The sequence below is a fragment of the Bosea sp. ANAM02 genome, assembly GCF_011764485.1.
GTDB lineage: Bacteria > Pseudomonadota > Alphaproteobacteria > Rhizobiales > Beijerinckiaceae > Allobosea.
The window spans coordinates 3,954,941-3,966,612 of record NZ_AP022848.1; the positions used below are offsets into that span (position 1 = coordinate 3,954,941).

The window sequence follows — 11,672 nt, forward strand, 5'->3', positions numbered from 1 at the left end:
ACCGCTTCGTGGCTTCGTCAACGGTATCTTCACGATCAGCCAAGGTTCGCGCGGAGGGCGACGGCACCAGGGGGGCCTCGCCTGCCGCAGACAAAGCCCCCCTTAGGCGAGCGAGATCATGGCCAATAGCTTGCCCTGGAGCGTGAAGGGCGTCGATCCCCGGACGCGCGATGCGGCAAAGGCGGCGGCCCGCCGGGCGGGCATGACGCTGGGCGAATGGCTCGACCACAAGATCCGCGACGAGAGCGAGGAGGCTGATTTCCCCGCCGCAGCCCCTGCCCCCGCCGCGCCGGAGCAGCTCGACATCGCCGCCCTGTCCGAGCGGCTGGCCCGCCTGTCGCAGGGCCGGACGGACACCGCGGCACGGCAGGCCGCCCCGAGCCCGTCACGCGAGGCGATCGACAGCCTCGTCGGCCAGGCGGCCGCCCTCGAAAGCATGACCCGCGAAGCCAATGCCCGGACCGCCGGTGCGCTGGATTCGATCACCCGCTGGATCGAGAAGACCGAGGATCGCCTGTCGTCGAGCGAGCGCGGCGCCGCCGAGCGGCAGGAGCGCGCGACCAACGTCATCGCCGACGCGATCAAGACGATGGGCGAGCGCATCGCCGAAATCGAGCGCCGTGGCGCCGAGGCGCAGCAGACCCGCACCGAACAGGCTCCGCGCCTCGCCTTCAGCCGCGAGGGGCTTGCCGCAGCCGTCACCGATATCCGCACGCGCCAGCGCGTCCTCGACACGGACGAAGCCGTGACCCAGCGGCCGGCCGCGGTCGCGCCCGAGCGCATCTCGGCCCTGCGGGAAGACCTGCGCGAGATCGGATCGCGCCTCTCCCATGAAGGCCGCCGCCCGGCCCAGCCGCAGCGGCCGGCCGCGCCCGTGCGCGTCGACACCAGCGCCATCGAGGCCAAGATCGGCCTTCTGGCCGATCGTCTCGACAGGCTCGACCGGCGCGACCAGTTCGAGCCCCTGCTGAAACCGCTGACCCGGATCGAGGCGGAAGTCTCGCGGCTGTCGCAGGACCGGGCCGGCGAAAGCTACCAGCGCTTCCAGCTCGAGATCGCGCATCTCGCCGCGAAGGTCGATGCGCTTGCAACGCGCGGCGGCCAGGTCACCAATCTCGACCCCGTCAGGCGCGACATCGCCGAGCTCCGCGATCTCCTCGGAGCGAGCGGGCAGGACCACAAACTGGAGAACCTTTCCGAGCAGGTCGCCACGCTCGGCTTCGAAATCGGCCGGCTGCGCGACGTCGAGCCCGACATGAGCGAGTTGCGCAGCCTGGCGAGCGCGATCGACGACGTGCGCAGCGCCGTGCTGTCCCAGCGCGGGCAGATCCCCGGCGCCCATCTGCTGACGGGGCTCGGCGCGCAGATCGACGCGCTGTCGCGCAAGTTCGACGAGGTCGCCACGCAGAAGCTCGACGAGACCGCTTCGCAGCAGCAGAGCGACTATCTCGTCAGCCGGATCGACTCCCTGCAGCAGCGGATCGAGACGCTCGCCGAGCAAGGCCCCTCCGCCGTGACCCGCCAGATCGAAGCGCTGTCAGGCCGGATCGAGAGCCTCGCCGCGTCGAGCCAGTTGACCCGGATGGTCGGGGAAGGCGCGGCAGCCGTCGACCTCAACCCGATCGAGCAGATGCTGAAGCATCTCGCCGACAAGATCGACGAGGCCGGGGCACCCGGAGCGAATGCCGAATCCTTCGACGCTCTCGAGCGGCAGATCTCGGGCATCGCCAGCCGCCTCGACGAGGCCTCCGCGACCCGTTCCGCCGAGAACGGCATGGAGCGCACGCTGCAGGACCTCGTCGTCCACCTGCGCTCGATGCGCGAGGAGACGGCGGCCGAACGGGCCGCCCTCGTCCAGGCGGCCAGCACCGCGGCTCCCGGCAAGGGCATCGCCGAACTGTCGAGCCTGGTCACGGGCCTGCGCGATACTCATGTCTCGTCCGACCGGCAGACCCGTGATGCACTCGGCGCCGTGCATGACTCGCTCGAGACGATCATGTCGCGCCTGGCGAGCCTCGAAGCCGAGTTGCAGGGCGAGCACCGTCCTACGGGGAACGGGCTGGCTGCCGCGATGCGCGCCGGCGACGGTGTCGTCCGGGCCAATCCCGCTCCGGCTCGCAACAATCCGGGCCTTTCGGTCGGTGTGGCCGCGCAGGACCGCTTCGCCAATCCGGCGGCCGAACTTCCCAGCAGCGAGCCGGTACTGCCGACGAGCACGGCCTTCGACATCCCGCTGGAGCCCGGCTCCGGACGCCCGCGCCCCGAGGCCGCGGCCGGCAACGCGCAGGACCCGCAATCGGTGCGCCAGAGCCTGATCGCCGCCGCCCGGCGCTCGGCCAAGGCGGCCAGCGAAGCCGCCGCTTCGACGCCCTCGCCGGCCGCAGAGCCGGCGGCCAAGAGCCCGAGCCGGCTCAAGGAAATCCTGGAGAAGCGCAAGCGCCCGCTGCTGCTGGGGCTCGCCGCGCTGATCCTCGCCATGGGCACTGCCCATCTCGTGACGAATTCGCTGCGCGGCGACAGCGACAAGGCGGCCAACAGCGAGGCACGCAGCCTGATCGCGCCGCCGGCCGCCCTGCCCGAGGCTCCGGCCGCCCCGGCGCAGGCTCCCGCCAAGGACCAGTCCTCGGCGCTGCCCGCCGCGACGCAGGACGTGCCGGTCCCGTCCACGGCCAGCAATGCCGCGTCCGAACGGTCCGTCACCGCGCCCGCAGTCCCGCCCGTCGCGGAAACAGCGTCCGCCGCCACCGCCGCGCCGGCCGAATCCATCCAGCCCGTGACCGGGATCGGCGACCTGCCGGCCGGTTTCGGGAGTGCCGGGCTGCGCAAGGCGGCTCAGGACGGCGATGCACGCGCCGTCTACGAACTGGCGAGCAAGGCTGCCGACGGCCCGGCCAACCAGCGCGATCCCAAGCTGGCGCTACGTCTTTTCGAGCGCGCGGCGGTCGCCGGCCTCGCGCCCGCCCAGTTCCGCGTCGGCAACATGTTCGAGAAGGGCATCGGCACGCAGCGCGACCTGTCGCTCGCGCGAATCTGGTATCAGCGCGCGGCCGAACGCGGCAATGCCAAGGCGATGCACAACCTTGCCGTGCTCCATGCCGAGGGCGTCTCGGGTAAGCCGGATTATGCCGTGGCGACCGAATGGTTCCGCCGCGCGGCCGAGCTCGGCGTCCGCGACAGCCAGTACAATCTCGCCGTGCTGCTTGGCCGTGGCCTTGGTGCGCCGACCGACCTCGCCCAGTCCTTCGTCTGGTTCTCTGTCGCCGCCAGGCAGGGCGACGAAGATGCCGGCCGCAAGCGCGACGAGGTGGCCCAGCGCCTGAAACCGGACGACCTCACCTCGGCCAAAGCAGTGGCGGCTGGCTGGAAACCCAAGACGCTCGACGCCGTCGCCAACGAGGTCGGCGCTCCAGCGAAGGGCTGGGATCCCCAGCCGACCGCGGCAGCGCCCAAGCCGGCCAAGCAATCCCGAACCTGAGCCGAATCGCACGATGTCATGGTTCCGACGTGTTGACGCGGCACCAAGAACAATCGTTTCCTAGGGCGGGCCGGAAGCGGCCCGCCTTTTCCTTTCGGAAATTTGCCCGAGAGCCTCTGCCAAAGCCCATCGAGATCCTTCCGGGCTTTGGCAGAGGCTCTTAACCCGGACGGCCTAGTCCGGGGCCCATCAGGCGCAGGCCATCGGCCAAGCGCCAGCCTTGCGAGGGGTAAGCGTGCAGATCTACCTGCCGATCGCCGAACTGCCGATCAGCGTGCTGATGGTTCTCGGCCTGAGTGGCGCGGTGGGCTTCATCTCCGGCCTGTTCGGCGTGGGCGGCGGCTTCCTGCTGACGCCGCTCCTGATCTTCCTCGACATTCCCCCGGCAGTCGCGGTCGCGACCGTCGCGGCACAGGTCGCCGGCTCCTCGATGACCGGCGTCCTGACCTATCTCCGGCGCAAGGCGCTCGATCTCAAGCTCGGCGGCGTGCTGGTCAGCGGCGGCATCCTCGGCACGGTTCTCGGCGTGCTGTTCTTCAACACAATGCGCCGGCTCGGCCAGCTCGAGCTCGTCATCACGCTGTCCTATGTGACGCTGTTCTCGATCATCGGCGGGCTGATGCTCTACGACGCGTTGCGCGCCATGCTGCGCGTCCGGGCCGGCAGGCCGGCCCGCCTGAAGCGGCGCGGCGGCATGCATCCGTGGTGGATGGGCCTGCCTCTGCGCCAGCGCTTCTATCGCTCCGGCCTTTACTGCAGCGTCCTGCCCATCGCGCTGCTGGCGGTCGTCATCGGCTTTATCGGCGCCGTGCTCGGCGTCGGCGGCGGCTTCATTCTCGTACCGGCGCTGATCTATTTCTTCCGGATTCCGCCTGCCGTAGTGGTCGGCACATCGCTGTTCCAGATCCTGGTGACGATGACCGGCGCGACCGTGCTGCATGCCGTCACCAACCAATCGGTCGATATCGTGCTGGCCGTGCTTCTGCTGGTCGGCGGCGTGATCGGCGCCCAGTTCGGCGGGCGCGCCGCGCGCAACCTCAATGTCGAATCCTTCCGCCTGCTGCTGGCGCTGCTGATCCTGTCGGTGGGCCTGCGCTTCGCCATCGAGCTCTTCATCCCGCCGAGCGAACCGTTCTCGGTGGTCGTGCCGGAGAGCGGACGATGAGACGGCTCTCCATCCTCCTCGCCGCACTCGCGATCGGTCTCATGGCCGCTGCCGCCCGCGCCGAGACGCTGATCGCCGCGATGTCGAGCCATCAGATCCAGATCACCTCGAACTATACCGGCAGCCAGCTCACGGTGTTCGGCCTCGTCGAGCGCGACGGCCGCACGGTCGCGCGCGGCGACCCCTACGACATCATCGTCACCGTGCGCGGGCCGCGGCGCATGCTGCTGGTGCGCGAGAAGGAGCGACTCGGCCCGATCTGGATCAACCGGACGCAACGGCGCTTCCCGGACAACCCGGTCTTCCTGCATGTCGCCAGCAACCGGCCGATCACGGAGGTGATGTCGAAGGAGACGGCGCAGCGGGACCGCATCGGGCTCATCAATGCCGAGCGCCCTTCGGGCAGCTGGGTCGATTTCGACCCCGGCTCCCGGCGCTTCCAGGAGAGTCTCGTCCGGATCATGCAGGCCAAGGACCTGTACGGCTACGAGGAGCGTGGCGTCACCTTCCTGTCGAGTGCGCTGTTCAGTTCGCCGGTCGACATCCCCGCGACGGCGCCGACAGGCTCCTACACCGTCGATATCGTGCTCTATTCCGGCGGCGTGCCGCTGGCGCGTCAGCAGACCAATTTCGAGGTGGTCAAGACCGGCCTGGAGCAGCGGCTCGCGCTCGGCGCCTATGACTGGGCGCCGCTCTACGGCCTCGTCACCGTGCTGATCGCGCTGTTCCTCGGTTGGGGCGCGAGCGTGATCTTCCGGCGCGACTAGAAGAGCGTGGAATAGGGGTAGAACGGAGCGCTCTCCTCCGCCTCGACGTCAGCAACATCTTCAGCCAACGCGACGAGCCCGTCAGATTGCGCGAGCGAGGCGATCGAACCGGCGCCCTCTCCGGGATGCTTGCGTGCGATCGTGGCACCATCGGCATCCTGCTCAAGCAATACACGCAGGAACTCGCGGCGGCCCGGCTTGCGAGCATGCGCGAAGCCCAGCCTGACGGGCGAGGCTTGCGGAGGATCATAGGTTTCGCCAGCCAACCGGGCGAGCAGCGGGCGGAGCACGAAGGCGCAGCCGACGAAGACCGCGACCGGATTGCCGGGCAAGCCGACGAAGGGCGTGCCGGCGACGCTGCCGATCGCGATCGGCTTGCCCGGCTTGATCGCCACGCGCCAGAGATCGAGCGTGCCGCAAGCCTGCACCGCATCCCGGACATGATCGGCCTCGCCGACCGAGACGCCGCCAGAGGTGAGCACGAGATCGCAATCGGCCGCCGCCTCGCGCAGCCGCAGCTCGAGGTCGGCCGCCTCGTCGCGCAGGATTCCGAGATCGACGACCGCCGCGCCGGCCCGGGTCAGCATGGCGCGAAGCATCGCCCGGTTGGCGTCGTAGATCGCTCCGGGACCAAGAGGCTTGCCGGGCTCGGTGAGCTCGTCGCCGGTCGAGAACAGCGCGACGCGCGGGCGCCGGCGAACGGTGACCCCGGCCAGTCCCAGCGCCGCCAGCAAACCGAGATCCTGCGGGCGCAGGCGCCGCCCCGCCGGCAGCACCTCCTGCCCGCGCGCGACATCCTCGCCCGCATGACGCAGATTGGCGCCGCGCCGGATCCCGGCCGGCAGCGCGACCGCGTTTCCGTCCGCGACGACATCTTCCTGCATCACGATGGTATCGGCGCCTTCGGGAACAGGTGCGCCGGTGAAGATGCGCCAGGCGCCCTGCTCCAGTCGCGTGGGGGCCTCCCCCGCCACCGTCCGGCCCAGCACCGGCAGGCGGGTCGCCGCGCCGACTGCGAGATCGGCGAAGCGGACGGCATAGCCATCGACCGCTGAATTGGCGAAGGGCGGCAGGTCGCGGGGCGCTGTGATCGCTTCCGCCAGCACATGGCCGTCGGCCTCGGCGAGCGGCAGTTCCCTGGTGTTCGATACCGGATGCACACGCGAAACCGCGTCGGCTGCGGCCTCGTCGAGCGTGACGAGGCCGGAATCGGTCCGGCCGCCGCCCAGCCGCGCCATCACGCCCCTCGCCTGCTTCGGCCACCTGAGTGCATCGCAGTCCGCTCCCTCCCGATCGGTCGCCCCTTCATCGACGCCGCCATCGGCCGGGTCAAGCGATCTGCGTCAAGGCGGCGGTTGCCGCCGCCCGCCCCGGCGTCCTATGAAGCAGCATGACGATAACGGCCCCGGCGGGCGCGACCATGGACATGATTCCGCTCGACCTGCGCGGTCTGAAATGCCCGCTTCCGGTGCTGCGCGTGCGCAAGGCGCTGATCGCCGCGCGGGCCGGCAGCCTGCTCGTCGTGCAGTGCACCGACCCGATGGCGGCGATCGACCTGCCGAACCTCGCGCGCGAAACCGGCGACATCATCGAGCGGCAAGGGGATGCGGACGGCGCCCTCGTCTTCCATATCCGCAAAGCGGCCTAGACCATCGGACTGAATATCATATTCAGTCCGATGGTCTAGGCCTTTGATTTTGCATCGGCTTTTTCCGAAAACCGCGTTCCACTTTTCGGGCCGATGCTCTAGACAACCGCGTCATGCTCGGGCTTGACCCGAGCATCTCCTGAAAGAGGTTCTCGGGTCTGCGCTGCGCTCCGCCCGAGAATGACGCTTCCGAGAAACGGAGTTCGACAACGTGACCGTCTCCCAAGCCGATGTCCTGCGGGCGCTCGAACTGGTGAAGCTGCCGGCGAGCGGGCAGTCGCTCGCCGCCTCCGGCCGCGTCGGCGACATCCTCGTCGATGGCGGCAAGGTGATCTTCGCCATCGGCATCGACGCGAGGGAAGCCGCAGCGATGGAGCCGGTGCGCAAGGCGGCGGAGAGCGCCGTCGGCGGCCTGCCGGGCGTGACGCAGGTGCTGGTCGGGCTCACCGCCGACAAGGCCGGCCCCTCGGCCGGGATGCAGGCGCGGCAGCAGGCACAGCGCCCGGGACCGGGCGGCCCGCCCAAGCCAGCCGGCGTGCCGGGCGTGAAGCAGATCATCGCGGTGGCCAGCGGCAAGGGCGGCGTCGGCAAGTCGACGACGGCGGCCAATCTCGCCGTGGCACTCTCGACGCTGGGCCTCAAGGTCGGCGTGCTCGATTCCGACATCTACGGACCGTCCATGCCGAAGATCTTCGGTATCACCGGCAAGCCGCAGATCGTCTCGGGCCGGACGCTCGCACCGATGGAGGCCCATGGCCTCAAGGTGATGTCGATCGGCTTCCTCGTCGACGAGGAGACGCCGATGATCTGGCGCGGGCCGATGGTGATCTCGGCGATCACCCAGATGCTGCGCGAGGTCGCCTGGGGCGAGCTCGACGTGCTGGTCGTCGACATGCCGCCCGGCACCGGCGACGCCCAGCTCACCCTAGCCCAGCAGGTCCCGCTTGCGGGAGCCGTCATCGTCTCGACGCCGCAGGACCTCGCCTTGCTCGACGCCCGCCGCGGCGTCGCGATGTTCAGGAAGGTCGCGGTGCCGATCCTCGGCCTCGTCGAGAACATGAGCTATTTCACCTGCCCGGCCTGCGGCCACCGCTCCGACATCTTCGCCCATGGCGGCGCCCGGCACGAGGCCGAGCGGCTCGGCATTCCCTTCCTCGGCGAAATCCCGCTGGCCATGCCGATTCGCGAGACCTCGGACGGTGGCCGGCCGATCGTCGCAAGCGATCCGTCGAGCGCCCATGCCAAGGCCTATCTCGCGCTCGCCCGGCAGGTGCAGGCCAGCCTCGGCGGCGCAGTCCGGGCGGCACCAAGGATCGTCATCGAATAACAGCGAACGCGCCGTATCGGTGACTTGACGGCGGTACAATTTTGTTCTCTATTTGTTCCGAATAGTTTCTGACTTGGCTGGGAACCACTCCGTCATCCCGGGCTTGACCCGGGGATCCATGCCGGAGCGCGCCCGGTTAAGTTCAGGCATGGGGGCCGGATCTCCGCTTCGTTTCCGTCCGGGATCACCCGCATTCGCGTTTGAGAGGGACAAAGCCATGCCCGTCCATCGCGCCCGCCATATCGGGATCGGCATCGAGCGGCCGGTGGAGGAGGTCTATGCCTTCCTCGCCGAGCCTGCGAATTTCCCGCGCTGGGCCGAGGGTCTCGGCCACAGCTTCGTGCAGGTCGAGGGCATGACATGGCGCGCCGAGACGCCGATGGGGCCGATGCGCATCCTGTTCAGCGAGCCGAACAACCATGGCGTGCTCGACCACGCGGTCATCCCCGAGCACGGCCCGGCCATGCACAATCCGATGCGGGTCGTCGCCAATGGCGACGGGGCCGAGATCGTGTTCACGCTGCTCCAGCGCGACGACATGTCCGATGACGATATGGCGCGGGACGCGGCCATGGTCGCGCGCGACCTCGCGGCGCTGAAAGCTCTGCTGGAAGGATAGGCGCCGGTCAGAGGCCTGCCGCCGCCAGCCGCCCGGCTTCGGCAAGCTCCTCCGGCGTGTTGATGTTGAAGAAGGGATCGACGGGTTCGGCCGGCCATTCCGCGATGGCGACGCCATGCGCTTGCGTCCAGCAGCCGAGCCGGCGTTCGCCCTCGGCCAGGGCCCGATGCAGGTCCTCCCGCAATGCGACCGACCAGAGCCCGATGGCGTGGTGCTGGCGTCCACCCGAAGCCGCGCAGGCGAGCGGAGTGCCCGCGGCCGCCCTTGCCTGATGCAATCGCGCGGCGAGGTCACCGGGGATGAAAGGGGTGTCCGCCGCCACGCTCAATAGCCATTCGGTTTGCGGCCGGTGGGATGCGATCCAGTCGAGCCCGGCGAGGATGCCGGCGAGAGGCCCCGCGAAATCCGGGACCGTATCGGCGATGACGGGCAGGCCGAAGCCGGCGAAGCGTGCCGGATCGCCATTGGCGTTGAGCAGGAGATCGTCGCATTGGCCGCGCAGGCGATCGACGACATGGGCGAGGATCGGCCGGCCGGCGAGCGGCTTCAGCGCCTTGTCACCGCCGCCCATCCGCCGGGCGAGGCCTCCCGCGAGGATCAGGCCGACAGTCGGCATCCCGGCCATACCGGTCGATCAGGCCGCGACGGCCGTGGCCGCCTGGGCCCAACGTTCCACAATCGCCTCGTCGGGGGGCAGTTCGAGCCAGTCGTCGCCGGCGAAGTCGCGCCAGGCCGGCAGGAAATCGCGGCGCACGGCGATGAGCAGCGGCAGGCCGGCGAGCAGCGCGCCGGCGATCTCCGCGCGCAGGCCCTCGCCCACCGTCTCCTGCTTGCCGAAACGGTTGACGATGACGAGATCGACGCGCCCGGCCAGCGCATCGGCGAAGGCGACGGCAGCGGCCGCCAATCCGGCCGCATCGAGATGGCAGCCCGAGGCGCCGGCGCCGAGATCCTGACTGATCGGGAAACGCCGGCCGCTGGCGACGTCCTCCAGCGACATCGCCATGCAGCGGTCATCGCAGGTCGCATCATTGTGCTGGACCACGCCGCCGAGGCGCAGGCCCTGTCGTTTCAGCCGGGCGACGAGCCCGTGCATGAAGGCGTCGATCGGAAAGCCGCTCGCGAAGGGGATGGCTGCCAGCATGGTCATGCCGGTTTCTCTCATGAACGCCGCCGCTTCGCCAGAGGCCCGATGCCGCAACACCCGGCGCCGGGAAGGCGCGAACGCAGATCATCCTGCTTCGAGGCGCCGATTTGACGATGTCGAAACAGCTTCGAGTGTTGCGCCGCACCTACAGTCGGGCGTCATTCCGCCCGCTAGGGTAGCGGCGGCTCATCCCGGGCGGCCGGGCAGGCCGAGAGGCTGTCAGGACCCGCCGGAACGCATGATCTGCAACAACGCCCAAGCCCCGCTCGACCCGGCGACCGACGCCGCGCTGCTGCTGCGGCGCATCGGCTTCGGCACGCTGGCGCTCGTCCTGCCGCTGGCCGCGCTGGTCTCGCGCAGGGCCGCCGTGATGCTCGTTCCGATCGGCGTCGCGCTGCTGATCATCGCAACCCTGGTCGAGGCCCCCCGCAAGTTCGCCGGCACCCTGCGCATGCTTCTGGTGAGCCGCCCCGGCCTGATCCTGATCGGCCTGATCGCCTGGGCTTTCCTGTCACTGATCTGGAGCCCGTTCCCGGCTGCCGCCGCCGAGAAGGCCGGCAATCTGATGCTCGCCGCCGTGCTTGGCTTCGTCGGCCTCTCCGCCCTGCCCGAGCGGATGCGCTCCTCGAACCTCAATCTCGTCGCGCTCGGCACCGGCAGTGCCGGCATCTTCGCGCTCGGGCTGATCGCAGTCGCGGCGCTGCGCCATGCCGAGACACCGCCCGGCGCCGTCGAGCGCGGCGTCTCGATCATTCTGATCATGGCATGGCCGGCGCTGGCCTGGCTGCTCTCGCGCGAACGCGGCCTGAGCGCGCTCGGCCTCGCGCTTGTCGTGACGCTGCTGGCGCTGACGCGCTTCGAGGACGGCGAGACGATCGCGATGATCTTCGGCGCGGTCGCCTTCGGCGCGGTCACCGCCAGCCCCGAGCGGGCGACGCAGATCATCGCCGCGATCGTCGCCGGGCTGATGCTGTTCGCGCCGGTCCTGCCCTTCCTGATGGCGCCGCTCGTCGCGATCCTGCCCGACAGCGCCGATGATTTCGCGCAGATGCTCTCGATCTGGGCCGACGTCATCCGACAATCGCCGATCGAGCTGATCACCGGGCACGGGCTCGACACGGTCGTGCGCGGCCAGATGAGCGGCACCCTGCCGCAGCCCGCACCGGCGACCCTGCTGTTCGAGACCTGGTACGAGCTCGGGCTGGTCGGGGCCGCGGCCGCCGCAGCCTGCCTCTATTTCGCGATCCGTGCTGCCGGCCGCATGACCGGCGCGCTCGCCGCCGGCGGCGTTGCGGCCTTCACGACCGCCTTCGCGCTCAGCGTGTTCGGCTTCGCGCCGCTCCTGCCCTGGTGGCTGATGACCCTGACCGCCGTGATGCTTCTGTTCGGCGCCATCGCGCGAGGCCAGTATCGCACCGATCGCCCGGCGGTGCCGCTGCCGACGCGCCCGGTCAACCCTATGCGTCCCAAGGCGAGCCCGCCGCCCGCTCCCTAACAGCCAGCTTCAGTCACATGCGAGCAGCC

At 69.8% G+C, this 11,672-nt stretch carries 10 protein-coding genes; 7 read left to right on the forward strand and 3 right to left on the reverse strand.

Annotated elements, in window-relative coordinates; all coding sequences use genetic code 11:
• Nucleotides 1-118: 118 nt before the first annotated feature.
• The 3 genes from OCUBac02_RS18915 to OCUBac02_RS18925 all read left to right on the forward strand — a co-directional run bounded on the left by OCUBac02_RS18915 (nucleotide 119) and on the right by OCUBac02_RS18925 (nucleotide 5,407).
• Entirely contained in the window at nucleotides 119-3,475 is a 3,357-nt protein-coding gene (locus OCUBac02_RS18915) for an SEL1-like repeat protein (RefSeq protein ID WP_173047803.1), read from the forward strand.
• A 235-nt stretch (nucleotides 3,476-3,710) separates the two neighbouring features.
• Nucleotides 3,711-4,640, forward strand: coding sequence for a sulfite exporter TauE/SafE family protein (locus tag OCUBac02_RS18920; RefSeq protein WP_047575986.1), 930 nt, complete (start codon nucleotides 3,711-3,713; stop codon nucleotides 4,638-4,640).
• The gene (locus tag OCUBac02_RS18925; RefSeq protein WP_173047805.1) at nucleotides 4,637-5,407 is read left to right on the forward strand and encodes a TIGR02186 family protein; all 771 of its coding nucleotides are present in this window, start codon (nucleotides 4,637-4,639) and stop codon (nucleotides 5,405-5,407) included. Before OCUBac02_RS18920 ends, OCUBac02_RS18925 begins: the two co-directional genes overlap by 4 nt.
• Here the strand turns inward: OCUBac02_RS18925 and OCUBac02_RS18930 are convergent.
• Nucleotides 5,404-6,645, reverse strand: coding sequence for a molybdopterin molybdotransferase MoeA (locus tag OCUBac02_RS18930; RefSeq protein ID WP_173049709.1), 1,242 nt, complete (start codon nucleotides 6,643-6,645; stop codon nucleotides 5,404-5,406). The genes OCUBac02_RS18925 and OCUBac02_RS18930 overlap by 4 nt on opposite strands.
• 152 nt (nucleotides 6,646-6,797) lie before the next feature.
• On the opposite strand from OCUBac02_RS18930, the gene OCUBac02_RS18935 reads away from it, so the two are divergent.
• From OCUBac02_RS18935 to OCUBac02_RS18945, 3 genes are all read left to right on the forward strand, one after another.
• Nucleotides 6,798-7,055 carry a sulfurtransferase TusA family protein gene (locus tag OCUBac02_RS18935; RefSeq protein WP_244638991.1) on the forward strand — a complete coding sequence of 86 codons (258 nt, stop codon included), beginning with the start codon at nucleotides 6,798-6,800 and terminating at the stop codon, nucleotides 7,053-7,055.
• Nucleotides 7,056-7,266: 211 nt separating this feature from the next.
• Entirely contained in the window at nucleotides 7,267-8,382 is a 1,116-nt protein-coding gene (locus OCUBac02_RS18940) for an Mrp/NBP35 family ATP-binding protein (protein WP_173047807.1), read from the forward strand.
• 217 nt (nucleotides 8,383-8,599) lie between these two features.
• Nucleotides 8,600-9,001 (forward strand): SRPBCC family protein, encoded by a 402-nt coding sequence (locus tag OCUBac02_RS18945; protein WP_173047809.1) that lies wholly within the window; start codon nucleotides 8,600-8,602, stop codon nucleotides 8,999-9,001.
• 7 nt (nucleotides 9,002-9,008) lie between these two features.
• On the opposite strand, the gene mobA is transcribed toward OCUBac02_RS18945, so the two are convergent.
• On the reverse strand, nucleotides 9,009-9,617 hold the full coding sequence (gene mobA, locus OCUBac02_RS18950) for a molybdenum cofactor guanylyltransferase MobA (protein WP_173047811.1): 609 nt from the start codon (nucleotides 9,615-9,617) through the stop codon (nucleotides 9,009-9,011).
• A gap of 18 nt (nucleotides 9,618-9,635) precedes the next feature.
• A complete protein-coding gene (locus OCUBac02_RS18955) occupies nucleotides 9,636-10,151 on the reverse strand; it encodes a DUF2478 domain-containing protein (RefSeq protein WP_173047813.1) in 516 nt (171 codons plus the stop codon).
• Nucleotides 10,152-10,386: 235 nt separating this feature from the next.
• Between OCUBac02_RS18955 and OCUBac02_RS18960 the strand changes: the two genes are divergently transcribed.
• Complete coding sequence (locus tag OCUBac02_RS18960; protein ID WP_173047815.1) at nucleotides 10,387-11,643, forward strand: peptide ABC transporter permease; 1,257 nt, start codon at nucleotides 10,387-10,389, stop codon at nucleotides 11,641-11,643.
• Nucleotides 11,644-11,672 lie beyond the last annotated feature (29 nt).

What these genes read in the sequence shown, in the direction of transcription:
- OCUBac02_RS18915 (WP_173047803.1), top strand. Translation starts at nt 119, where the DNA reads ATGGCCAATAGCTTGCCCTGGAGCGTGAAGGGCGTCGATCCCCGGACG.
- OCUBac02_RS18925 (WP_173047805.1), top strand. Translation starts at nt 4,637, where the DNA reads ATGAGACGGCTCTCCATCCTCCTCGCCGCACTCGCGATCGGTCTCATG.
- OCUBac02_RS18930 (WP_173049709.1), bottom strand. Translation starts at nt 6,645, where the DNA reads ATGGCGCGGCTGGGCGGCGGCCGGACCGATTCCGGCCTCGTCACGCTC.
- OCUBac02_RS18935 (WP_244638991.1), top strand. Translation starts at nt 6,798, where the DNA reads ATGACGATAACGGCCCCGGCGGGCGCGACCATGGACATGATTCCGCTC.
- OCUBac02_RS18945 (WP_173047809.1), top strand. Translation starts at nt 8,600, where the DNA reads ATGCCCGTCCATCGCGCCCGCCATATCGGGATCGGCATCGAGCGGCCG.
- mobA (WP_173047811.1), bottom strand. Translation starts at nt 9,617, where the DNA reads ATGCCGACTGTCGGCCTGATCCTCGCGGGAGGCCTCGCCCGGCGGATG.
- OCUBac02_RS18955 (WP_173047813.1), bottom strand. Translation starts at nt 10,151, where the DNA reads ATGACCATGCTGGCAGCCATCCCCTTCGCGAGCGGCTTTCCGATCGAC.
- OCUBac02_RS18960 (WP_173047815.1), top strand. Translation starts at nt 10,387, where the DNA reads ATGATCTGCAACAACGCCCAAGCCCCGCTCGACCCGGCGACCGACGCC.